Origin of the sequence: Novosphingobium tardum (assembly GCF_042652045.1) — a bacterium.
Taxonomy (GTDB): domain Bacteria; phylum Pseudomonadota; class Alphaproteobacteria; order Sphingomonadales; family Sphingomonadaceae; genus Novosphingobium; species Novosphingobium tardum.
In genome coordinates this window covers 179,176-203,070 of record NZ_JBHSDR010000008.1, presented here as the reverse complement: position 1 = coordinate 203,070, position 23,895 = coordinate 179,176, and the positions used below count along the sequence as shown (strand labels likewise).

Here is a 23,895-nt window from a genome sequence, read left to right as displayed (position 1 = left end):
CGCTTACTTGAGCTGGCAGATATCGAGCACGTTCATGTCGGTATAATCGAGGTTTTCCCCGCCCATCGCCCAGATGAACGCGTATTTCTTCGTTCCCGAACCCATGTGGATCGACCATGGTGGGCTGATCACCGCTTCCTCGTTCGCGATGACGAGATGGCGCATGCTGTCGGGCTCGCCCATGTAGTGGAACACCCGGTCATTCTCTTCGGGAAGGTCGAAATAGAGGTAGATCTCGCTGCGCCGGTCATGGAGGTGCGGCGGCATCGTGTTCCATACGCTGCCTTCCTCAAGAACGGTCAGGCCAAGGAGAAGCTGCGCGCTGTCGCACACGCCGGGAATGACGAGCTGGTAGATCGTGCGCTGGTTCGAATTGGCAAGGTCGCCCCGGGCCAGCGGATTGGCCTGATCGAGCGTTATGTGCTTGATCGGCAGCATCTTGTGAGCGGGCAACGAGGCAAGGTAGAAACGCGACCCGGCCCCCTCGAACGTGACTTCGCGCGATCCCATCGGGATGTAGAGGCATTCCTTGCTGCCCATCGCGAAACGCTGGCCATCGACGGTGATCGCGCCGGAACTGCCGATGTTCACCGCGGCAAGCTCGCGCCGCTCAAGGAACGGGTGACCGGCGGCGCTGGCTGGCTCGGTCTGATCGGGCAGGCGCAACGCGGCCGTTCCGGGCACGGCACCGCCGATCACGAAGCGCTCGTTGTGCGAATAGTTCAGGGTGACTTGCCCATCCTGGAACAGCCCCGTCACGAGGTAACGGTCGCGGAGATCGTCGTTGCTCACGCTCTCCATCATATCGGGATGGGTGGCGTGATAGGTCTTGGCGAACATTGTTGTCGGTCTCCTCTCCGGTCGGCGGCCTATAGCGCGGTAACCGGTGTCATCGCAAGCCGTGCGCGTTACCTTTTTGCGGCCGGGGCAACGGTAGATGCGCGGACGATAAGGTCGGAGAGAAAGAGCGACTGTTCCTCGCTCGCCGTTTCGGGACGCACCAGCTTGCGCGCGGCGGCGCGCGCCATGGCCACGATCGGCCAGCGCACGGTCGTCAGCGGAGGCCAGATGTGCGCGGCGATCGCGGTGTCGTCGAAGCCCATGATCGAGAGGCGTTCCGGCACATCGATACCGCGTTCGCGCGCCGCGACCAGCACGCCTGCCGCCATCTCATCGTTGCTGGCGAAGATCGCGGTGGGTGGGTGGGGTGAATCGAGAATCGCGCCGGCCGCCGCCTTGCCCGTATCGAACGTGTAGTTACCCTTGGCAACGTGCGCGGGATCGAGTGCGAGGCCATGGACGCCCATGGCGTCGCGAAATCCCTGGGCCCGTTCGCGCGCCGAGCGGAAGCCGTCCGGTCCCTGTACTAGGCCGATTCGCGTGTGTCCAAGCCCGATGAGATGTTCGACTGCGGCGCGGACCGCTTCGCGGTCGTTGGATTCAACCAGGTGTTCGGCATCGTCCAGCCGCGCCGAACCCATGCGTACGTAACGACATCCCTGTTCGCGCACGAGCGCGCCAAGCTCGTCGTTCTCGGACAGCGGGGGAAGGATCAGGACGCCGTAGAGGCGCTGCTGCTCGATGAAGGACCGGATTGAATCGAAGAGGTCGGGAGCGTGCCGGTCGACTGGGCGGACAACGAGGGCAAACTCGGTGCCCGCAAGCCCTTCGAGCACGCCTTCCTGGAAATTGAGGACCATCTGCGCATTGGGATTGTCGTGGATCAGGCCGATCAGGAAATTGCGCCGCAAGGCCAGCGCGCGCGCCTGCGGATTGGGGACATAGCCGATATCGGCGATCACCGACTCGATCTTCTCGCGCGTTGCCTGGTTCAGCATCGGCGAGCGGTTGATGACCCGGCTCACCGTCTTCTTAGAAACTCCAGCAATCCGGGCAACATCGTTGATCGTCGGCTTGGCTTCGGAATTGCGCGCCATCGGCCCCCCGCAGTGTCGGCGTCGGTCGCCAAGCGTTGTGTGCCTTGCATGACGACCGCCTGCAAGCCTATTTGACACCGGTTTCCTACCCGACTCGACCGAGTGCTTCAAATGTCCGCTATCGCCTGCGCCATTACCGACTGCGATACCGTTGCGGTAGCCCTCGAAGCGCTGGATGCCGGCACGCGTGTACATGTCGGCGGGTTAGAGGTTGTCCTCCGTCAAGACTTGCCGAAGGGGCACAAGTTCGCGCTCGCTGCGCACCGGCCGGGTGAAGCGGTGATCAAGTACGGCCATCCCATCGGTCGAGCCACCGCGGCGGTTGCGCCCGGCGACTGGGTCCACACACATAACCTGGCCACGGCCTTGGGCGGCGAGCTCGACTACGTGCGCAGGGAGTTGCGGGAGCCCGCACCATTTGACGCGAAAGGGGGGCGGACCTGGAACGGCTACCTGCGCGTCGATGGGCGCGCCGCTACACGCAATGAAATTTGGATATTGCCCACCGTCGGCTGCGTGGGCTTTACGGCCGAGCAGGCGGCACGCGAGGCAAACGCGCGACATGCGGGAAGGATCGACGGCGTTCATGCCTTCGCCCATCCGCACGGATGTTCACAACTGGGCGACGATCTGGCGGGCACCCGGGCAGTCCTGGCAGGATTGGCCGCGAATCCGAATGCCGCCGGAGTCCTGCTTCTGGGCCTGGGCTGCGAGTCGAACCAGCTCGCAGCGCTGGCCGAGACCGTGCCCGAGCACGCACGCGGCAAGCTGCGTCTCCTGTCGGCTCAGGGCGAGGGCGACGAGATGGCGGCAGCGGCCCGGCTGATCGACGAACTGGTCGAGGAATCGGGAGCGCAACGCCGGGTCGAGCTGCCGCTGTCAGCGCTTACCGTCGGGCTGAAGTGCGGAGGCTCCGATGCCTTCAGCGGATTGACCGCCAACCCCTTGCTGGGCCGTTTCAGCGATCACCTCGCGCGAGCCGGGGGGCGGGTGGTGCTGACCGAAATTCCCGAGATATTCGGGGCCGAACAGGCATTGCTCGACCGCGCGGTGGATGAAGCGACGTTCCGCGCCGCGGTCGAGGTGATCAACCGCTTCAAGCGATACTTCATCGATGCAGGCCAGCCGGTTTCCGAAAATCCCTCTCCCGGCAACATTGCCGGCGGGATCACGACACTGGAGGAAAAGTCGCTCGGCGCAGTCCAGAAGGCGGGGAGCGCCCCTCTGGCCGGGGTCGCGAATTATGGCGAACAGGCACTAGCGGCTGGGGTCACCCTGCTCGAAGCGCCGGGTAACGATGCCGTTTCTGCAACCGCGCTGGCGGCGGCGGGAGCGACCGTCTCGCTGTTCACCACCGGTCGTGGCACCCCGTTGGGCTTCCCGATTCCAACGCTGAAGATCGCGTCGAACAGCGCGCTGGCCACTGCCAAGCCGCACTGGATCGATTTCGATGCAGGCGCGGCGCTGAACGGCGACCTGGCCTCGATCGACGAGAGCTTTCTGGATCGGGTCCTTGCGATCGCGAGCGGCGAACCGTGCGCAGCCGAACGCGCCGGCCAGCGTGCGATCGCCATCTGGAAACGCGGAGTAACCCTGTAGGAACATTGACCGAGCCAGGAATTAAAACGATGCACCGTTGTCAATGACACCGGTTTCCTATACCGAAGCGGGTTACGCGGCGAGTGACCGTAAAGGGACGGATGTTGAACAGGCAGGCGCAGACCAACGACGATCAGGAAGTCATCGCACAGGCGTTCGTGTCGGCAAGGCGGGAAGCACGCGCGCTCGACGCTTATCCCGGTCCGCTCCCTCTGGACTTGGCGGAATCCTATCGCATTCAGGGGCTTGCCATCGGGCTTGACGGTCGTGCCGTTGCTGCGTGGAAGGTCGGCCGCATCAACCATCCCTACGATGCGCAGCTTGGTTCGGATCGGCTTGCCGGACCGGTCTTCGCACCCGCGGTGATCGCCACATCGGCCGCCGAGCCGGTCGACATGCCGGTGTTCGTCGGCGGCTTCGCCGCGGCCGAGGCGGAATTGCTGCTTCACGTTCCCGGCTCGTTCACCGGACCACTGCCGCAAACCAACGAGGAGGTGCGCGATATCGTGGATGCGGTGCGCATCGGTATCGAGATCGCAAGCTCGCCCTATGCCCGGATCAACGCTGATGGGCCTCTCGTCACGGCGTCGGATTTCGGCAACAACGCCGGCCTCGTCATCGGCCCCGAACTCGCGGAATGGCGCGACATCGACTTGTGCGCAATTCAGGTGCGGACCGAGATCGACGGGGTGGTCGTGGGCGAGGCGACTGCGGCGACGATGCTCGACGGGCCGTTCGGAGCGGTGCGGTTCCTGGTGAACAACCTGGCTGCGCGCGGGATCGACCGCAGCGGCGGCATCTGGGTGTCGACCGGGGCGATAACCGGGGTCCACCCGATTGCACCCGGCCAGACAGCGGTGGCGACGTTCGGTGAGCTTGGAAAAGTAAGCTGCCGCGCGGTTGCGGCAAAACCGGCCTGAGCCGGCAAGGCTACGCGCATCAGCGCGGGCGATCGGGAGAGTGGGAATGCAGGTCGGTGTCGCGAGCGAAGCTGCAATTGCGGGCGGAGCAACCACTGCGGGTCGATACCGCTGGGTAATCGTCGGTATTCTTTTTGCCGCGACGGCGATCAACTACGTCGATCGGCAGATGATCGGCGTGCTCAAGCCGACGCTCGTGGCCGAATTCGGCTGGACCGAGACCGATTTCGCCAACATCGTGTTCTGGTTCCAACTCGCATACGCGATCGGCTACATCGGCTTTGGCCGGATCGTCGACGCGCTCGGCGCGCGCCTTGGATACACCATCGCGATCATAATATGGACGATCAGCCACATGGCGCATGGCCTGGCGACCGGCGTCGCCTCGTTCGCCGCCGCCCGGTTCGGCCTCGGGATCGGTGAATCCGGCAATTTTCCGGCCGCGATCCGCGCGGTGACCGACTGGTTCCCGCAAAAGGAGCGCGCCTTCGCCATCGGGCTGTTCAATGCCGGAGCCAACGTCGGGGCGATCATCACCCCGCTGCTCGTGCCGCTGCTCGTGCTTTGGTTCGACTGGCGGGTTGCGTTCTACCTCACCGGCCTGCTCGGCTTTGCCTGGCTGGCGGCATGGTGGTTCATCTATCGCCGGCCGGAAGACCATCCCCGCGTTTCGGCCGAGGAGCTTGCGTATATCCGCCAGGACCCCGCCGATCCGGTCGAGGCAATTGGCTGGGGCCGCCTGCTTACCGTGCGCGAAACCTGGGCCTATGCCCTCGGCAAGTTCATGATCGACCCGATCTGGTGGTTTTTCCTGTTCTGGCTGCCGGGCTACCTGTTCGAACGATACAACCTCGACCTCAAGTCGTTCGGGCTCCCGCTGGCGGCGATCTACATCATTTCGGACCTCGGGAGCATCGCCGGAGGCTGGTTGTCTTCGTCGCTCATCAAGCGGGGCTTCACGGTGAACCGCGCGCGTAAGCTGGCGATGCTCCTCTGCGCGCTGTGCGTGCTGCCGGTGTGGTTTGCGCAAAGCTTGGACAGCGTATGGGCCGCGGTCCTCGTCATTGGCCTCGCGACCGCCGCACACCAGGCGTTTTCCGCCAACCTCTACACCATTCCGTCCGACCTCTTCCCGCGCGGCGCAGTCGGCTCGGTGGTGGGGATCGGCGGGACGGTCGGCGCGCTTGGCGGAATGGGCATGGCGCTGTTCACGGGCTACATTCTCGACAAGACCCACAGCTACGATCTGCTGTTCGCCATCTGCGCCAGCGCCTACCTCGTAGCCCTGCTGATCGTCCATATCCTCAGCCCGCGGCTCAAGCCGGTCGGCGAGATCTGATCGCTCGCCGAGTGATCTTCAAATTCGGATGCAATTGGATGGCTGCTGCGCTTCGGAACGGATGCGTAATTGTGTAAGGCCGGCCTGACCTCGGTCAAACGCGAGCAAAAGATCGTGTGTGTGAAGTCTTGATGCGGCCCGTATCAACAAATTAACGAAAGACCGCGGGGTCGCGTCCTCATGCGGTCTGTCCGGGGCGTTACAGACGAGCGGACGTCCACGCGCAACCATGATAACAATGGCCTGCAGTTCACAATCACGTGCCCGCAGCCAGAGAACACTCGGAATGGCCGCAATGGGTCGTTTGCTGCTAGTCCGCTTACACGTGATCGCTGGCCATTGTCTTACTCACACAACCCGGCCGCCCGCATGGCAATTCCCTTGAGACCCTTGCACTTCGGCTTGGCTGCGGGCTGCGTACCCTCGGATGGTTCTGAAGCGCCCATGTCCCCAATGCCCAGAATCAGTGATGTGTTCGACCGAAACCGCACCCGCGCGATCCACTCAGGCTTCCATGCCGACTGGGCGTTCACCGGCCGTGGGGGATAGGCGAAGTCAGCCTGCGGGCCGTAGCCGAACAACTGAGTCATCAGTACCTCGCCGCCCGCCTTTCTCACTTCGACAGGGATCGTGCAGCTCGTTTGCGTCGGAGGCATAACCGTGTTTGCCGCGACTAGCTTCGCGACCGCCGCGGGCGACAGCCACCCCGCGAGTGCGCCCCCGAACTGCCTCGTGCTCGCCGAGCTCCACCAAACCATGTCGGCATCGCCGCCCGCGCCGTTCTTTGCGCCGATCGCCCAGGCATAATACCCCGTGCCCTTGGGAAGCGCATTCCAGATAAGTCGCGAGGCTCCGCTCGGCAGGCTCGCCGAGCGTGCCTGCAGCGCGGGCATGAAATCGTCGGCGAGAGTGAAGCTGATTTCTGGCGCATAAGTGCTGACGACGCGATGCGCGCCGAGCAGAGAAGCGTTGGCTCTTACCGCCTTGCTGTCACGCCCGTTCGGCCATTCGCCGTAAGTCGTGCTGTTGGAGGCCATGATCTGCCAATCGTCAGGCAAGTTCACGCCTTGAGCGAACAAGCCGGCCGGTACTTGACCTTTGGCCATCTTTGCGAAGTCGATCACCACGGGCTGGCCCGCCGGAGCATGTTCGCCGCAGCCCCAAAACAGCTGCAGTCGACCCTTTGGAGTCTGCCCTTGCGGGAACGAGCCCGGGGCATAGCTTCCGCCTTGCTCCCGTTCAGGGCTCCGCAGAGGAACCGATGCGCCAAGCTGTGCAGCGGCGGGCATGAAATGGTCAGCCTTGGGCGCGCCCGCAGGCGCACGGCTTGATCCCAAGCGCAAGGCGAGTTCGTGGACAACCTGCCCACTTCCCCCACGCATAATGCTCATTGCGGCGCCCAGGCCGCCCCCCGACATTCCAGCCATGCCCGACGAGGTGCCCGCGTCGATTGTGTAGCGCGCGACGGGAGGGGAGTCCCCCTTTGATAGAGCGGGCACTGCTGCCATGGCAATCGCCGCCGAGCCAGTGAGCGCCGCGACAGCCTTAAAGCCAACTCCCATAGGAAAGCCCCTCCCAACCGCGCAACCCGCAGTCATCATAACGGCAGAGGGAGCTTAAGCGAAGAGGTTGCGTTGGTCAGGCGCAACGCGCGGAACCTAGATGAAATGCCGAGGCCATCAACGCCAAGAGGGCGAAGACGACCTCAGCGCGGATCATGGCGCGAACTGCGGCAGCTCTCGATATTCCGGAACGCCCCCGGTCACGATGGTCGGCCTGCGCTCACCACGGCGATCTTCATGCGCCTAGGGCGCAGGCGTTTCTCCGATCAAGCGATGATCAAAGCAGCAAACCTGCAGCGACCATCACACCTTCGTGAACATTACAGGGGAGCTGTGCAAGGGATCGCTGTGTTTCTTGCAGTGCCTGTCAGGTCCCGCTCAGGCGACGCTATCAGAGCCTGTTCTTCGGATGTGCCGAGACCGCGGTGTTCAACGAGCAGTCGGAGCGGGGACTGGAGGCAGAGGCCACCGTCGAGATCGATAACGTGCGGCCGGTGCAGCAACTTCATGCGCGGATTCCTCTCCTGGTCCAGCGCAGGATCACTCGATGAACTCGGCCACCGCGTCATAGACCGCGCCAAGATCGGCATCGGATATGCAATAGGGCGGCATCACATAAACCGTGTCGGCCAGCGGCCGGATCAGCACGCCGCGCTGTTGGCAAAACGCCATGAGCCGGGGCGCGATCGTCGACAGGTAACCGCCCGCATCGCTGTCCACTTCAAACGCGGCGATCGTGCCGAGGCGTCGTGCGCCGCGCACTGCGGGGTTATGCGCGATCCAGTCGAGCTGTTGCTGTTGTCGCGTCGCGAGGTCGATTACGCGCGCGAGGGATCTCCGTTGACGCTATATGATCCTTATCCAGGCAGCGTCGTTCCCAATAGCGCACTCTCCTGCGCCTCCTTCTTCGATCGCTGGCCACACGGGAGGCCGGCCTTCAAGGCTGCTGCAGCCTCGCCGCGACAGAGGTCACACAGCAGGTTGCGGAAGCTTGGGCAGCGGAGCTCTGGGGCATCGAACCTGAGCGAGCAGCCACGGTGGCTAGGGACATTGCCCGAGTTGCCGGCGTGGCTCGCGACACCGGGCAGAGCCTCTATCGGTGGTCCGAAATGTAATCGTTCCGAAACGGGCCGCGATAGGTTCGTTACGACTGGTCCGCTTCGAGGCATTTGGGTGGAACGCGGTCCCTTGGGCTAGCGGCGTCGAACGCCCGGCAGCCCAAGCTCTTCAACTTCGCCCAACTCGGAAGCAAAGTGCCGCCAAAGTTTGGAACGAGACCCGCCAATTTGAGACAATCCGCGATAGACTGAGAGCGCTCGGCAGCCCAGTAAGGATGAGTTCTCGGTGTCCGCTAAACAGGGGCCTGTGCCGAAAATTGTTTGGAGCTCAAATGCCAATCCGCGCAACCGTGCTGAACATATTCAGTTCGCTTCATAAGCGAATGGGGCTTGTCGGGCTCCCGATCGGCGTATTCTTCGTGTCTGCCACGTCCTCGTCCCTCGCTGCGGACGCGCCAAGCCAGCCCACGTCACGGGCCTTTTACGTGAGCAGTTCGGAGGGAAGCGACGAAGGGCCGGGAACTACACCCGCGCACCCGTGGCGCTCGCTGGGACGAATAAACCGCCAGACGTTCAATCCGGGCGATCAAATCCTTTTGAAGGCTGGCGATCGCTTTGCGGGCCAACTCCAGCTGCGGTCGTCGGGAAGCCCGGGCCGGCCGCTGATCGTCTCGCGCTACGGTGAGGGGGCAAAGCCGATTATCGACGGAGCCGCAGGGGCGGGCGGGGCGTTTAGCGCGGCAGTACTCGTCCGCAATCAGCACGATATCGAAATCCGCGGTCTCGAGATTACCAATGCCATCGACGACCTGCGACCGGGTGAGGCCGACGAGACCGCGGCGGGAATTCTTTTCGTGAACGATGGTGGAGGGGTTCTGGAGCGCATCTTTCTTACCGATCTTTCGATCCATGACGTCTTCGCAAAGGCCATCGTGCACGGCACCGAAGATGAGTTCAATCGGGTGACGGTGAGCGGCATCCGGTTCGTCACGACCGCCAACCAGACGATTGCCGCACCATCGTTCTTCCGCGACGTGCGGATCGTAGACAACCGGATCGCGCACACCGGGCGCTTTGGCGTGCAGATCGGCAACGCCGGGCCGCGGGGTTCTGGCAACTCGGATGCGCACAGCCGAAACCCCGAAAGCGGCTTCAACCGCGACATCGTGATCGCAGACAACATCTTTTTCGAGCTGGGAGGGTCTGCGGTGCAGCTGGCAGGCGCGCGGAATGCGCTGATCGAGAACAACGATTTCAACTTCTGCGGATCGAGCGTCAGGCCGGATCGGATGGTCGGACGCGGCAGCGGCGCTTGGGTGGTCAATTCGCGCGACATCGTTGCCCAGCGGAACCGGTCGCGCCACGTTCGGGGGTACAAGGATTCGTATGGGATGCACGTCGATTTCGGCAACCTTAACGTGCTCTATCAATACAATTATTCCGAAGACAGCGAAGGCGGTTTCGTTGAAATCCTTGGGAACAATCGGAACGTGATCTGGCGCTACAATATCAGCGTCAACGATGGCTTGCGCGAAAAGGACGGTAACACCCTTTGGCTGAGCTCCTGGTCGCCAAAGCGAACGCCTTCGACCGGCGTGTTCATCTACAACAACACGGTCTTCGTTCGGCCGGGTTTGTATCCGGACCTGTCTTTTACGGTGTCTCACGCAAGCGTGTGGAACAACATCTTCGCGGTTTCGCACGATGCCATGATCGGGGAGCAAATGAAGCTCGATCTTCGGGACGGACCTTTAGACGTGCGCAACAACCTGTTTTTCGGCCCCGTCAACGCCGCCTTCGCCGCAATGGGCACCGGCAACCGCAAGGGCAATCCTCAGTTCCTGACGCCGGGCATGACGGCGCCTCTCGGTTATCGTCTGGCAGGCAGCAGCGCGGCGATCGGTGCCGGTGCCCCCGTTCCCGCGCCGTCGTTTCCGGCTGCGGGCAAGGGAGTCTTTGCAAAGGTCAGTGCAGACGCGCAGACCGATTTCTTCGGGAACGCGCTACGCCAGGACAGTGCGCCCAACATCGGTGCTTACGGCGGAGGCGGCGAATGAAGGCGCTGCCCGTCCACCCTATTTAACCGGCACATCGAACGGGCCCAAGGGCATGCCGGCCTCGTCGAACACGTTGCAGATCGGCGCGTTTGCGTAGCAATAGCGGACCCGGTCCGGCGTCGTCCCATCGGGAACCGCCACGCGAATGCCGCCGTCAGTGAACTCGGCATCGGCAAACGTGCAGGTCTCCTCGGCGCCTTTTGTGCCGCACACGATGAAAGGACCGGGCCGACCCCAGGAAGCAGCCATCAGGCTGCCTGTGCCGCCTTCGGCCGCAATTTTTACCCAGCGACTATCTGACCGCGCTGACTCGATCCGCGGCCCGGTTGCAGCCGCTTCACCCCAAGCGAGGTTCGCCAGTGCCCGCGCCGCCCGTTGCGCGACCGGCAGCTTCATTGGTGGGTGTATGTAGAGCCGCTCCCCGACATCCACCGTTACCACCAAGGCGGCGCGCGGATCGCTCGACACGGCTTGGCGCTGCGCCTCGCGGATCTGTGCCCACGGGCTTTCGCCCGGCTTGTTCGTCAAAGCGCCAAAGTTCGCCAGCTGGATGATTATGAAGGGCAGATCGGGGCGGAATTGATACCTCCAGCTCTGCAGCAGCGCGGCGAGCTTGGCCCGATAAACGGCGGTCGCATCACCGCGACCGGCATTCGCTTCACCCTGATACCAGATGGCGCCCGCCAGCCCAAAGTTCTTCAGCGGAGATATCATCGCGTTGTAAATGTTGGAATAGCCGATCCTTCCGCCTTTTTCCGCCGGCTTTTTCCACCGCGCGTCGAGCATCGCTCCGTAGCGGGTCTCGGCTGCTGCCGGGTCGCGCTCAAAGGCATCGACGATATCAAGTTCGTCGCGTGGGGCGCCTGCCGCGCGAAGACCTGCCGGTGACAACCATGATTCAATCGCGGTAGCGCCCCACGAGGAGTCGATCAGGCCGATCTCGACCTTGCTCTTGAGCGCGAGTTCCCGTCCCGCGAGCAGGCAAACCGCCGAGAAGTCTGGGCGTGCTTCCTTTGCATCTTGCCAGGCAGGGGGCTTCGCAAATGTCTTGCGCGGCGTGCGGGCCAGATCCTGCGCGACGGTCAGAAGGTGAAGCGACGCATCGACAGGCCGTTGCCGGTCTTCCGGGCGCAGGGCCGCCTCCGACATGGGAAACTCCATGTTCGATTGGCCCGAGCAAAGGAACACGTCTCCGATCGCGACGTTTCTCACGATCATCGAATCTTCGCCCGAACGGGCAGTGATCGAGAGATCAGTGGCGGCTGGCTGCGCCGGAAAGGTCGCTTGCCAGCCTCCCGTCGCATCGGCGCGCACGGTCTGCGTTGAACCGACGAACATGATCGAGATTTTCGCGTCCGGTGCGGCTCGGCCGTGAAGCGTAACCGGCAACCCGCGCTGGATAACGGCGCCGTCGGAAAATGGTGCGTCGAGCGTCAGCGTTTGCGTTTGAGCGTTGCTGATCGGCGCCGCGATTGTCAGTCCGGCAACTGACGCCGCGCAGGCCGTAAGAAGCTTCTTTCTCATGACCCTCATTTTCCGAACAGCGCCCCCTTGGCCTTGTCGTTTTCTGCCTTCACGTGATCGGCTGAGTAGCGGCGGACGTCTTCCTGCGACCAGAAGGAACCTGTGTGCCAGCGCGGATGCTCGACTGTGCCTTCCCAGGCAAAGATCTGTTTCAACATCGACCGGGTTTGATCCGGGTGGGCATCCGCAAGGTTGTGGGTTTCGCCGATATCCGCTGCGATATCATAGAGTTCGGGCGGGCGATCGGGATAGCGCAGCAGCTTCCACCGGCCCAGGCGCATCGCCGCCATGTTGTCGTAGCGCCAGAACAGCGGGCGCTTGTCAAAAGCCGCCGGCGTCGAAAGCAGAGAACGTCCATCAAGCGTGGGTGGTGCAGGAATGGCGGCGGCATCCAGCACCGTAGGCAGCACGTCGAGCAGCGAGACGGGAGCCTCGACTCTGGCGTCCGGCCTGGCGCCTTGCGGGAGCTTAAGGATCATAGGCACCCTGACCCCACCTTCGAGGAGAGTGCCTTTCGTGCCCCGCAGCGGCGCGTTGCTGGCTCCGATATCGATGCAATCGCCTCCGTTGTCGTTGGTGAAGACGATCAACGTATTGTCGGCAACACCGGTCCGCTTCAGGGCGGAAATCACGTTGCCGACCGCCCGGTCGAGCGCCCAGGTCATCGCCGCCAGTCGCCTGCGCTGCGGGTCGGTGATGGCTGCGAAGAGGGCCTCGTCTTCCGGACGGGCATTCATCGGAGCGTGGACGGCGTTGAAAGCCAGATAAAGGAAGAATGGGCGATCTCGGCTCTGCTCGATGTCGCGCACGGCTTCGTCCCCGAACTGGTCGGTCAGATACTGCGCCGGCCGTTCGGCAACGCCGTCGCGCTGGATGATTTTGGGGCTGATCTTCTCTGGAAAGTACGTGCTGCCGCCTCCGGCAAAGCCATAGAAGTGATCGAATCCACGCCGCCGGGGATCGAACTGCGCCTGCTCCCCGAGATGCCACTTGCCCACCGCATACGTCGTGTAGCCCGCGGCGCGGAACAGGTCGGCCGCAGTCTTTTCGCCCGTGTCCAGACCCATGAACTGTGGGTCTACACCCTTGGGCGGAGCTTGGGTCAGGTTGAATTCGTATCCGAACCGCTGGGTGTACCGACCGGTCAGCAGGCCCGCCCGCGACGGACTGCAAAAGGGCGTCGACGCGTATGCCGCGGAATAGACGGTTCCCTGACGAGCCAAGGCATCGATATTAGGCGTGCGGAATTCGCGGCTGCCCTGAAACCCGAAGTCGTGAAAGCCGGCATCGTCCGCCAGGATCACGACAATATTTGGCTGGGTATGCGTCGACTTTGCAGGAGCAGCCAGCGCCGGGCCTGCCAGCACGCTAGTAGCTGCCAGAAGTGTGATGGCCCGTTTGAACAAGGGCGAGCGGGTCCGGCGCGGCGCAGTCTCCACTGGCACACTCACGGTAACGCTCCCGATCGCCCACGTTCGGCGGTTCGGCGTTTCTCGATCACCTGCAATTCAGCGGCGAGCCGCGCCGCAATTGCCGGTTTGGCAGCCGCCAGATTGAGCCGCTCACCGGGATCGCGAGACAGGTCGTAAAGCTGAGGTTTGGGGCTCGCTCCGCTTTCAATTCCCTTGCCGGAAATGAAGCTGGCGGTGGCCGGGTGCCGCGCAGGTGCGATATACTTGTAGTTTCCTGCGCGGATCGCGACGCTCGGAACGGACTCCGTGAACAGGTAGCTGCGTCCGCGCCGATCCGCTCCGGTGAGCGCGCCCAACATGTCCTTGCTGTCGATCGCGTCGGTTGGCGCCAGCGCGACCTTGGCCAGCTTCGCAAATGTGGCGAGCAAATCGATTTGTGAGAACAGGGCCGGGCTCGTGCCTGGCCTGATGTGTCCCGGCCAGTAGGCGATGAGAGGCACGCGCGTCCCGGCCTCGAAGGCGCTGTACTTGCCTCCCCGGAAAACCCCGCCCGGAGTATGATCGCCGAGCCTTTCGACCGCACCGTCCTCATACCCGTCGTTAAGGACGGGGCCATTGTCACTCGAGAAGATGACCAGCGTATCGCGTTCGAGCCCTTGCTCGCGCAGCTCGTCCATGACCTGGCCGACAATCCAGTCCATCTCGACGATCGCATCGCCGCGCGGCCCCATCGAGGTTTTGCCCTGGAATTCCTTGCCCGGCAGTCGCGGAACGTGAGGATCGGGAATGGCGAAGTAGAGCAGGAAAGGGCGCTTGCGATTCTCGCGGATGAAGCGGCGTGCCTTTCCGGTCAGCACCGCGTGGATATCCTCGTCGACCCACTCTGCGGCCTTGCCACCTTGCATGTAGCCGATGCGCGAAACCCCGTTTACAATGCTGTCGGAATGCTGGTCGTCCGCCTTGTAGCGGAGCAACTCAGGGTGGTCGCGGCCAACCGGGCGCCCCGCCAGCGGTGCCGAATAGCTCACCGCAATCGGATCGGCCGGGTCGACACCCAGTACCTGATGGTTCTCCAGGTAAACAGTCGGCACACGGTCCAACGTCGCAGGCAGCAGAAACGAATAGTCAAAGCCGATTTCGAGCGGTCCTGGGGCGACCCGCTTGTTCCAGTCGACCTTTCCATCGCCGAGCCCGAGATGCCACTTGCCGACGACGCCAGTCGCGTAGCCCCGCTGCTTCAGCAGTGAGGCGATCGTTGTCTTGCCCGCAGGTATCAGCGCGGGCGCATCCCCTGGCAGTATCTCTGCGTTGCTGCGAAAGCCGTATTCGCCAGTCAGAAGTGCGTAGCGCGATGGCGTGCAGGTTGCCGCCGGGGCATAGGCGTTGGTGAAGCGGAGCCCGGCCCTTGCGAGAGCGTCGGTGTGCGGTGTCGCGACCCGCTTCGCCCCGTAGACGCCAAGATCGCCATAGCCGAGGTCGTCGGCGTACAGGATGACGATGTTGGGCGCGCGAGATTGGTGCGGGGCGCCGCGCGGCGAAGTTCCTTCCGCGCTTGCGGGGGCAATGTCCGTCAGCGCGGCGGCCAGCGAGAGCGTTGCCGCCAACAGCCGGCGTCGTCGGGCCATGTTTTTCACCGGTCACCGCCGCCCGGGCCCTGTTGCGGGGCCGCCTTGCCCTTTTCGCGCCCGGCTGCCTTGGTCGGCCAGGTGCCGAGAGGCGGGAACGCTGGCTTGGGGGCCATCTGTCGGGACCACGCGGAATAGAGCTGGTCGAACTTTGCCATGGTCTCGGCGTTTTGCTCGGCCAGATTTCTGGTCTCGCCGATATCGGTGCGAAGGTTGAACGCCGCGGCACTTTCAGGCGTGACGAGATACTTGATGTCACCCACGACCATTGCTCCCTGATGCTGGTCGTACTTTCGCCAGAACAGGGCGGGGTGCGGATCGCCAGTGACCTTGCCGGTGAGATAAGGAACGAGATCGACCCCATCGAGCGGCTGCTTTGGCAAAGTCCGCAAGCCAACTTCGGACGCCAGCGTGCCGAAAATGTCGAGCGAGCTTACCGGCCGGGCATAATCGCGTCCGCCGGCAATCTTCGCGGGCCAGCGCACGGCGAAGGGAACGCGCACACCGCCTTCGAAGAGCTGGCTCTTGCCGCCGCGCAGCGGTGCATTGTCGGCCACCGGCTGTTCGCCCGTATCGTGGTTGGTCACGCCGCCGTTGTCCGACAGGAAGAAGACCACCGTATCCTTCGCGATCCCGCGCCGATCGAGTTCCTGCAGTACCTGGCCGACGCCGTCGTCGACAGCGCTGATCATCGCCATGTAGGCGCGGCGCTTGGGGTCCTTCACCTGCGGGAAGCGGCTGAGATATTTCTCGGTCGCCTGAAGCGGGGCGTGCGGTGCGTTGTAGGCCAGGTAAAGGAAGAACGGCTTGTCCGCCGTCGCCATTCGATCAACGAAATCGACCGCGCGATCAGAAAATTCTTCCGTCAGGTATTTCTTGAAATCGACCCGGGCGCCGTTGTCGATGAGCTTCGTGTAGTACCAGTCATAGATGACCTTTGACTGGCTGATGTCGTCCATCTTGGTCTGACCCGGCAGATAGCCGTGGCCGCCCTCGATGAAGCCGTAGAATTCGTCAAATCCCCTTACTCGCGGCCGAAGGGTTGGATGGGTTCCGAGATGCCATTTGCCGATCGCCTTGGTGGCATAACCCGCAGCCTTGAGCGATTCCGAAAGCATCAGTTCACTTCGCGGAACTCCGCCTTTCGGATCGGCGGGATTGCCATTCGGATTGCGGTCGAACCCGAACCGGGCAGGATAGCGGCCGGTCAAAAGCCCCGCCCGGCTCGGCGCGCAGACCGGAAAGGCGACGTATCCGCGGGTGAAGCGCACGCCTTCGTGCGCGATCCGGTCGATGTTGGGAGTGGGAATGTCCGGGCTGCCATTGAAGCCAACGTCGCGATAACCCTGGTCATCAGTAACGATCACGATGACATTTGGTCGTGCAGCCGCATCGGCGCGCGCCAGCAACGGCTGCGGCGCGCCCAGGCACATGGCGAGCGTACCCGTCATGATGCCAAGGCGGCGCGACATATTCTGCAGCGAGCGTGATGGGGTCATTCGTGAATTCCTGCGGCTGGGCTGGAAGAGGCGTTATGGCGCGCGATGGCTTGCGCATCCTGGCCCGGCGCAAGGGGGGCGAGCCGGAAGCTCCAGGCATAGTTTGCAGCTGGAATCCGGTACTGGGGCAACGGCAACGCACCCCAGCTATTGATCCCGCCCACGCCCATCTGGAGATGATCGATATTGACGCTGACAAGGTTGCGGAATGTCACGTCGCCGCCGTGCCGATGCGGCGCACCGCGCCGCCGATCGTGATCGAGGTCGCTCTGCAATACCGGCAGAGCCGAAAAGTTGAGCAGGGCATCCCCAGTCACCAGCACGCCGTTGCCCTGAGCATCGCGGAGTGCAAACCAGCGAACGTCTGACTTGTTGCCGGTTTCCTGCGGCCGCGAATAGTCGTGGTACTGGCTTGCGACTGGTGCGGAATACCGTCCGATGGCTGCACCACTCTTGCGATCCCAGTAATTTTCGTGGGGCCCCCGTCCAAACCATTCGAGGTTGGAGAATGCGCCCTCGAACTGAATGTTGGTCCCAACCCGCGGAATGATCGGCAGCTTGGGCTTGAGGGGGTCGAACCGGGCCGAGACCTGGACCGAGCCATCATTCGCGATCGTATAATCGAGAGAAAAATCGGCGACGTCGCCCTCCAGGCGATAGACGGTGCGGATTTGGATGTCCGCACCCTTGCGGGCAGCGGTGAAAACGGAAAGCTTGCGTCCCGCCACCGCCGACTTCCAGATTCCCGACGTCTTGAGCATCCACGATGCTCCGGAATCGTTGTCGGTCGGCGCACGCCAGAGGTTGGGGACCAGGCCAGCGGTCAGCATCTCGCGGCCCTTGTTTCGCCAGGAAGCAAGTTCGCCGGTCGTCCTGTCGAACGTGAATTGCGCGCCGCTGCTCGTTGCCACCACGACCTTTGTGGCGGCGTCGGTTAGTTGGGGCCTTCCCTTCGATGCGGGTGCGATGCTGGGCGGTGCCGATCCCAGAGCAAACTGTTCCCACGCTACCACCGCGCCGGCATCGACCAGCGGAATGGAACCCGGACGCGCAATCGCTTCCACGGTCAACATGGCTTCGCCGTTGCCGTCACGATGTGTTGCCTCGGGGGGAAGGGCCAAGGTTGCGCTGCCGTGAGGCGGGGCGGCAGGAGTGGGCAGCGGACCGCTGGCTACTGCGTTGCCGTCCTGCTCCCGCCGCCAGCGAAAGGTAAAGCCCGAAAGATCCAGGAAATCGAGGCGGTTGATGATCTCAAGCCCGCGCTGGCGGTCGAGCCGGAAGTCCACCGGCTGATAGACCTTCTTCAACTCCCAGGCATGAGGATTGAAGGTCCGGTCGGGCTGGAGCAGCCCGTTGGCGAGGAAGTTGTCGGAGTCCGGCCGGGGGCTGGGGCCGAAGTCGCCGCCATATGCCAGAATCGTGCGCCCGTCGGGCAGTTTCTTGTAAAGCGTCTGGTCGACGAAGTCCCAGACGAAGCCGCCCTGAAGCCGGTCCGGGTGAGCGTAGATGGTGTCCCAATATTCGCGAAACCCGCCCAGGCTGTTGCCCATGGCATGCTCGTACTCAGCCATGATTTCAGGCTGAGAGTTGTTCGATGCGGCATATTCCAGCAGTTCCGCAGGCGGATCATACATGGGCGAGTAGAAGTCGACGTAAGGAAGCACTGCCGGGCCATCGACCGTGCCATACCCGCCATAGCTGACGAGGCGCTGAGGATCGAGTTGCCGGGACAGTGCGGCTGCCTTTTCAAAGCTGGGACCGATTCCGGCTTCGTTGCCCAGCGACCAGAAGATGACCGACGGGTGATTGCGATCGCGTTCGATCATGCGCTGGACCCGTTCGAGATGGGACTTTTCCCACTCGGGCTTGAATCCAAGCTGATAGTCGGCGCGTGCCTTGGGCGGCTTAGCCTCGTCGCCCATCCTCATGTATTCGTGGGACTCGATGTTCGCCTCGTCCATGACGTAGAGGCCGTAACGGTCGGCGAGCTCGTACATGTAGGGGTCGTTCGGGTAGTGGGACATGCGCAGCGCATTGATGTTGAGCTGCTTCATGATCCGAACGTCCTGCTCCATCAGCGCGCGGCTGATGACGTGTCCGGTCACTGGGTCGTGCTCGTGGCGATTGACCCCGCGAATGGTGATCGGCTTGCCATTGACGGTAACCAGGCCGTTGCGCAGCGCGACGTTGCGGAACCCGACCCTTCGGCGCACCGCTTCGATCGTCTCGCCCTTGCGGTCTGCCAATCGGACCTCGAGCGCGTAGAGCTTCGGAGATTCGGCGCTCCAGGGCGTGATGCTCGGCAGGTCGCGGGCAAATGTCGCGGCGCGGCGTGTCGCTGGCCGGGTCTCGCGGTAAAGCACGGTATCGCCGTCACTCAGCGTCAGTTCGACCGCGGCGTGCGATCTTTCCGCTGCCGGTGACAGTGCGGTTGTTACGCGCAACTGGCCGGTGGTCAGGTCCTCGCCGAGGCCCTGGCCGACGACGATGTCGGCAATGTGCGCAGGCGGGCGCGCTGCCAAGAACACATCGCCGAACATCCCGCTCATGTTCCACATGTCCTGCTTTTCGAGATAGCTGCCGTCGGCAAACCGATAGACTTCGACCGCCACTGTGTTGTGGCCAGGGCGCGCAAGCCGGGTCACGTCGAATTCGGCGGGCAGGCGCGAGTCCTCGCTGTAGCCGGCCAGCTTGCCGTTGACCCAGACATAGAACGCCGATTGCACCGCCCCGAATTGCAGGGTCAGGGTCTTTCCGTCCCAGTCGCTCGGTATCTCGATGTCGCGGCGGTAAGATCCGACAGGATTGTAATCGTCGGGAAGGTAGGGCTGGTTCGCCGGGAATATGTATTCCTGATTTATGTAATGCGGAATGTCGAAGCCCTGCAGCTCCCAATTGCCGGGGACCGCGATTTTCGGCCACGAGGACACATCGAATTTCGGCTTCTCGAAGCCGCGGGCACGCTCGGATGGATTCTTGGCCCAAAGGAACGACCATTCCCCGTCAAGCGATAGAAACCGAGTGGACTTTGCCGGATCGTCCTGCCGCGCAAGCTCCTCGCTTTCGAAGGCGAAGAAGCTTGTATGCATCGGCAGGCGGTTGATCGCGTTGACTTCGGGGTTTTCCCATTCGGGGAGTTCTGCATGAGGCTTTGGTGCGGACTGCGCCTGAGCCCATGCCGCCGAGGACAGGCTGGTGGACAACAGTGCCATGACGATTCGCAGGGATGCTTTGTAGGGCAGGTTCATCGCAAACCACCTGTGCGCTGATAGACGCGGACGTAATCGATCTCGAAGCGCGTGGGCAGCCGCGTGTCCTGCAGAGGTCCGCCGTTCTCGCCGCCAAGGGCCAGGTTCATGATCAGGTATTGCGGCCGGCGAAACGGGTTGGCGATGCCCGTCGGGTTAGCGCTGTCCACCTTGGAAAGGTCGAGTTGGTTTATAAGCCGTCCATCGACGTGCAGACTGATTTGCTTTGCGTCCCAATCCATCGTCCAGACGTGAAAACTTTCATCCCAGCCAGGATTGTCGCCAAGCTCCGACACAGGGACCTTCACGCTGTTCCATGTCGGTTTGCCCGGCACTTTGGAGGCCCATCCGAAATTGGCCAGGATGCGACCCTGGTAATATTCCATCAGGTCGATCTCGCCGCCTGCCGGCCAGCGGCCCTCGGTGCCGACGAACCACAAGGCGGGCCACAGCCCCTGTTCGGCTCTGATCTTTGCGCGGATCTCGAAGTGTCCGTAGGTCCAGCTCTGGCGCCCTTTGGTGGATACGCTTGCCGAGGTGAAGTTGATCGTCCTGCGCGCGCGAAACTGCGGCTTGAGCGCTGGCGAGCCGAACAGGGGGTTGGGTTTGTGTTCGCGCCGCCCCTCGATGATCAGGCGTCCTCCCGACACTTGGGCGTTTTCGGATTGATACCACTGCATCTCGCCGTTTCGGACGTAGCCTTGTTCGAACGTCCACTTCGCCGGGTCCAGCGCACCGTCGCGGTCGAACTCGTCCGACCACACGAGTTCGTATCCTGGCGGCACTGTCACCGGACCGGGCTCCGCTGACACGCTCGCGGCATTGCATCCCACCATCGCCAATAACATTAAGGAACCCGGGTATCGCAACTTGCGCTCCTGTGTTTGCTGGCGGGGCGAGGGAGGGATGATCACGCCTCGGTCAGCCGCTCAAAAGCTTACCGATACCCCGAAGTTGTACTTGCGCCCGGCGTACGCGAGATAGTTCACCAGTTGCGGATACTTGATGTAGCGGTACGTCCCGGTGTTGGTCAGATTGATGGCATTGAAGGTGAAACGGATGTTCTTGTTCACCTTGTAGCGCAGCGCGAGGTCGAGCTGATCGCGCGCAGCTTCGATTTCCGGCAGAGTCTCAGGCCGCGCGAAACCAAGCGTGACGTTCTCGCGGCGGGTGAAGTCGCTACGCCAGTTGTAGGCCAGGCGGGCGCTGAAGGTTCCGTCGTCATAGTATGCGCCCAGGTTCGCGGCCTTGGTCGACAGATCGCGGCGGCTGATCGGATCGCCTTCCTGATCGACCAGATCGCTGGACTCGTCGATGATCGTGTAGTTCGCCGTCACGCCGAAGTGCGACAGCAGCCCGGGCAGGTAGGTGAACGCATGGGCCATGCCGAGCTCGATGCCCTTGATCTTGGTTCCGCCAAAATTGTCGTATGTGCGGACCGCGAAGACCTCGTCGCCGATCTGAAGCGGGACCTGGCTGGAACCGAGAAAGATGGTCGAATCGATGTTCTTCATGAACGCCGCGACCGACAGGAAACTGCCCTTGGCGTAGTACCATTCGACGGAAGCATCGAAGTTGTCCGAGTGCACGGGCTCCAGATCGGGATTGCCGGCGGTGCCGAACCCATCGAAGTTGGGGTCGACGTCGCTGCGGATGATCGAAAGCCCCGGCGAGATTTGCGACAGGCCGGGCCGGCCCAGCGAACGGGTGTAGGCCGCGCGAAGGATCAGGTTCCGGGTCAGCGAGAAGTTCAGGTTGGCCGAAGGAAGCCAGTCATCGTATTTTCCCGGCAGCTTGACCGTGTCGTAAGCGCCCGTGACGGTGGCGCTGGGGATGAAGCCGCCCGATGTGGTCTTGGTCTTGACGTAGCGGACGCCGACGTTGCCGAAGAAGTCGACGCTACCAAGCGCGGTGCTGAAGTCGGCCCTCAGATATGCGGCCAGGGTTTCCTCATTCACGTCAAACCGCTGCGCGACCTGCTCGTAATAGCCGGCGCCAGTTGCCGGGTTCACTGCCCGGATGTCGATCATGTTGAAGTACGATTCGACTGCTTTCAGGTCGCAACCGGCAGTCGATCCCCAGACCCGCGGCAAGTTACTGTCAAACTGGGCCAGCAAGCCCTCGCGCCCGGCAGAAGTAATGCATGGCTGCAGGAATGCGGCCGTTGCGGCTGCGCCTGCGTCGGTGGTCGAGCCGGGGCTCACCGGAATGCGCTGGATGTTGACCAGCTGGGCGGGGGGGCGCACGCCATCAAAGGCGGTATAGACGCCGGCGTTCTGGTTCGGGTTCTGATAGACTGCGCGCTGGAAGCTGCGCTCTGCCCAGCGTCCGCCTAGTTTGAAGGCCTTGAAGAACCCCTCACCGGGCTCCCAGGTAAGGTCGAAGCGCACGGAGTCGTCTTTGTTTTTGGTGTCCGACGCGTTGCGCTGATACTGGAAGTAGCGTTGGCGCGCGTAATTGATGTCGCCCGGGTTCAGAGCCTTGATATTGGCGGGAGCAACCACGCCATTGACCCCGTAGGCAGGCGACGGGAATGGGTCTTCATAGAACGTGACGTTCGGGATCTTGCCCTGCGACTGGTCGAAATCGACGAAGTTGTAGAAGTCCTGAGCATTGAAGGTCGTATTGGCGCCGCCCTGCTGCTCGATGCCCGTGCTGAGCTGCGCCTGCACAACAGTGTTCGCCTTGCCGCGCGAGGTCGAGCCCTTGACGTAGAAGTTAAGCGAGGGGGCGATATCCCAGTCAGCTTCCAGCGAATATTGCTGTGATTTGCGATCGACCGTGTTGACGGACGGAGCGGCGCCGACACGGTTGGTTGCCGAGGCGAGACGCCCGGATTCCAGCATATAGACAGAGCCGAGCGTCGGCGTGTCTTCCAGCTTGGAATAGACGTTGCCCGGACCACCGATGAGCGGTCCCGCGCGCGGAACGTTGAAGTTGATCGAATAATTCGCCCCGGTCAGGTTTTCTTCGATGTCGGTCAGAACCGTATCGAAGCGAAGCTTGAGGTTGTCGGCCGGCTTCCATTCCAGCGACCCGTTGAACGATTTCTTCTTGTCGTCGCGGACCCGCTCGAAAAAGCCGAACTGACCCGGGATGTAATAGACGTCCTTGGAATCGCTGACGCCGTCGCCATTCGGATCTTCGGCCAGATCGTAGCGATACAGGTTGGCCTGCCCGGAAATCGTATTTTGGAAGAAGTAATTGAAATTCGCGTTGGTGGCGTTGGCATTGTTCTGGGGAATATCCGCACCACTCTTGCGGATCCAGATCGCGGGCGCTTCTTCGAAATCGCCGCCGCCGTACACTTCGGCGACGCTCGCGGTTTCCTTGTACCCGAAATTGACGAGTACGCCGATGTCACCAATCGGCGTGTCGCGAAACTGCTTGATCGCCAGGACGGAAGCGTCCTGGTTCCAGAGCCTTCCGACCTCGGTGTGCTTCTGGGTAGCGGTGGCGTTGAAGATGAAGTCCTTCTTGCCGTCCAGAGGTGCTCTGGTCTTCAGATTTATGGTGCCGCCCAGCGAGCCTTCGATCGAATCCGCGGTCGGCGATTTCAGAATTTCGACGCCGGAGAATAGCTCGGCACCCAGGTCCTGAAAATTCACCCCCCGCTCTGCGGCGGTTCCCGAAATCGTTTCGCCATTGAGTTGGACATTGTTGTCGGAAAGGCCGCGGATTTGAACTCCGCGGCCTTCCCCGTCATCGCTGCGACTGACCTGGACACCCGAGATGCGCTGAAGGGCTTCGGAAATGTTGTCGTTGGCGAGTTGTCCAATGTCTTCCGCGGTGATCGAATCTTTGATTTCGGTCGCGCGGCGTTTGTCGTCGATGGCGCTTTCGATGCTTTGGCGGACGCCCGATACGATGATTATCTTTTCATCGGGCTTCTGCTCGTCGGGAGCCGATGCCGGCAGTTCGTTCTGCTGCGCCCGAGCTGTCCCGCTCGCAACGGTACAGCACGCGATCGCAAGAACCCAAGTGCACGTAGTTTGCCCCAGAACCTGCCGCATCATCCTCTCCCCACCCGACTCATATCTTAATGATACGATAAATAAGATATGACGCAATTTAGACAGGCTGTCAACTTAGTCGATGGGGCTCTCCGATCCCTA

General features: G+C 62.5%; 15 protein-coding genes. 4 read left to right on the top strand and 11 right to left on the bottom strand.

What is annotated here, in order from left to right:
* Positions 1 to 3: 3 nt before the first annotated feature.
* Both kduI and ACFO0A_RS14905 read right to left on the bottom strand, forming a co-directional pair.
* Positions 4 to 840 carry a 5-dehydro-4-deoxy-D-glucuronate isomerase gene (gene kduI / locus ACFO0A_RS14910; protein ID WP_379539922.1) on the bottom strand — a complete coding sequence of 279 codons (837 nt, stop codon included), beginning with the start codon at positions 838 to 840 and terminating at the stop codon, positions 4 to 6.
* Between the two features lie 68 nt (positions 841 to 908).
* Entirely contained in the window at positions 909 to 1,937 is a 1,029-nt protein-coding gene (locus ACFO0A_RS14905) for a LacI family DNA-binding transcriptional regulator (RefSeq protein WP_379539920.1), read from the bottom strand.
* A gap of 111 nt (positions 1,938 to 2,048) precedes the next feature.
* On the opposite strand from ACFO0A_RS14905, the gene ACFO0A_RS14900 reads away from it, so the two are divergent.
* The 3 genes from ACFO0A_RS14900 to ACFO0A_RS14890 all read left to right on the top strand — a co-directional run bounded on the left by ACFO0A_RS14900 (position 2,049) and on the right by ACFO0A_RS14890 (position 5,795).
* On the top strand, positions 2,049 to 3,536 hold the full coding sequence (locus ACFO0A_RS14900; protein ID WP_379539918.1) for a UxaA family hydrolase: 1,488 nt from the start codon (positions 2,049 to 2,051) through the stop codon (positions 3,534 to 3,536).
* Between the two features lie 101 nt (positions 3,537 to 3,637).
* Positions 3,638 to 4,456 (top strand): 2-keto-4-pentenoate hydratase, encoded by an 819-nt coding sequence (locus tag ACFO0A_RS14895; protein WP_379539916.1) that lies wholly within the window; start codon positions 3,638 to 3,640, stop codon positions 4,454 to 4,456.
* A gap of 46 nt (positions 4,457 to 4,502) precedes the next feature.
* A complete protein-coding gene (locus ACFO0A_RS14890) occupies positions 4,503 to 5,795 on the top strand; it encodes an MFS transporter (RefSeq protein ID WP_379539915.1) in 1,293 nt (430 codons plus the stop codon).
* A gap of 344 nt (positions 5,796 to 6,139) precedes the next feature.
* Here the strand turns inward: ACFO0A_RS14890 and ACFO0A_RS14885 are convergent, their stop codons facing one another.
* Entirely contained in the window at positions 6,140 to 7,357 is a 1,218-nt protein-coding gene (locus ACFO0A_RS14885) for a hypothetical protein (protein ID WP_379539913.1), read from the bottom strand.
* A gap of 540 nt (positions 7,358 to 7,897) precedes the next feature.
* Positions 7,898 to 8,119: a hypothetical protein gene (locus ACFO0A_RS14880; protein ID WP_379539911.1), complete on the bottom strand. Its 222-nt coding sequence runs from the start codon at positions 8,117 to 8,119 to the stop codon at positions 7,898 to 7,900.
* A 781-nt stretch (positions 8,120 to 8,900) separates the two neighbouring features.
* Between ACFO0A_RS14880 and ACFO0A_RS14875 the strand changes: the two genes are divergently transcribed.
* On the top strand, positions 8,901 to 10,472 hold the full coding sequence (locus ACFO0A_RS14875) for a right-handed parallel beta-helix repeat-containing protein (RefSeq protein WP_379539910.1): 1,572 nt from the start codon (positions 8,901 to 8,903) through the stop codon (positions 10,470 to 10,472).
* An 18-nt stretch (positions 10,473 to 10,490) separates the two neighbouring features.
* On the opposite strand, the gene ACFO0A_RS14870 is transcribed toward ACFO0A_RS14875, so the two are convergent.
* From ACFO0A_RS14870 to ACFO0A_RS14840, 7 genes are all read right to left on the bottom strand, one after another.
* Positions 10,491 to 11,786 (bottom strand): sialate O-acetylesterase, encoded by a 1,296-nt coding sequence (locus ACFO0A_RS14870; protein ID WP_379539909.1) that lies wholly within the window; start codon positions 11,784 to 11,786, stop codon positions 10,491 to 10,493.
* A 215-nt stretch (positions 11,787 to 12,001) separates the two neighbouring features.
* Positions 12,002 to 13,363 carry a sulfatase-like hydrolase/transferase gene (locus ACFO0A_RS14865; RefSeq protein ID WP_379539907.1) on the bottom strand — a complete coding sequence of 454 codons (1,362 nt, stop codon included), beginning with the start codon at positions 13,361 to 13,363 and terminating at the stop codon, positions 12,002 to 12,004.
* Between the two features lie 80 nt (positions 13,364 to 13,443).
* The gene (locus ACFO0A_RS14860; RefSeq protein WP_379539906.1) at positions 13,444 to 15,033 is read right to left on the bottom strand and encodes a sulfatase family protein; all 1,590 of its coding nucleotides are present in this window, start codon (positions 15,031 to 15,033) and stop codon (positions 13,444 to 13,446) included.
* 5 nt (positions 15,034 to 15,038) lie between these two features.
* Complete coding sequence (locus ACFO0A_RS14855; RefSeq protein WP_379539905.1) at positions 15,039 to 16,532, bottom strand: sulfatase-like hydrolase/transferase; 1,494 nt, start codon at positions 16,530 to 16,532, stop codon at positions 15,039 to 15,041.
* Positions 16,529 to 19,780 carry a glycoside hydrolase family 2 TIM barrel-domain containing protein gene (locus ACFO0A_RS14850; RefSeq protein ID WP_379539903.1) on the bottom strand — a complete coding sequence of 1,084 codons (3,252 nt, stop codon included), beginning with the start codon at positions 19,778 to 19,780 and terminating at the stop codon, positions 16,529 to 16,531. The genes ACFO0A_RS14855 and ACFO0A_RS14850 overlap by 4 nt, the downstream gene beginning before the upstream one ends.
* Entirely contained in the window at positions 19,777 to 20,694 is a 918-nt protein-coding gene (locus ACFO0A_RS14845) for a glycoside hydrolase family 16 protein (protein ID WP_379539901.1), read from the bottom strand. Before ACFO0A_RS14845 ends, ACFO0A_RS14850 begins: the two co-directional genes overlap by 4 nt.
* A 15-nt stretch (positions 20,695 to 20,709) precedes the next feature.
* Positions 20,710 to 23,796, bottom strand: a complete 3,087-nt coding sequence (locus ACFO0A_RS14840) for a TonB-dependent receptor (protein WP_379539899.1) — start codon at positions 23,794 to 23,796, stop codon at positions 20,710 to 20,712.
* Between the last annotated feature and the right edge of the window lie 99 nt (positions 23,797 to 23,895).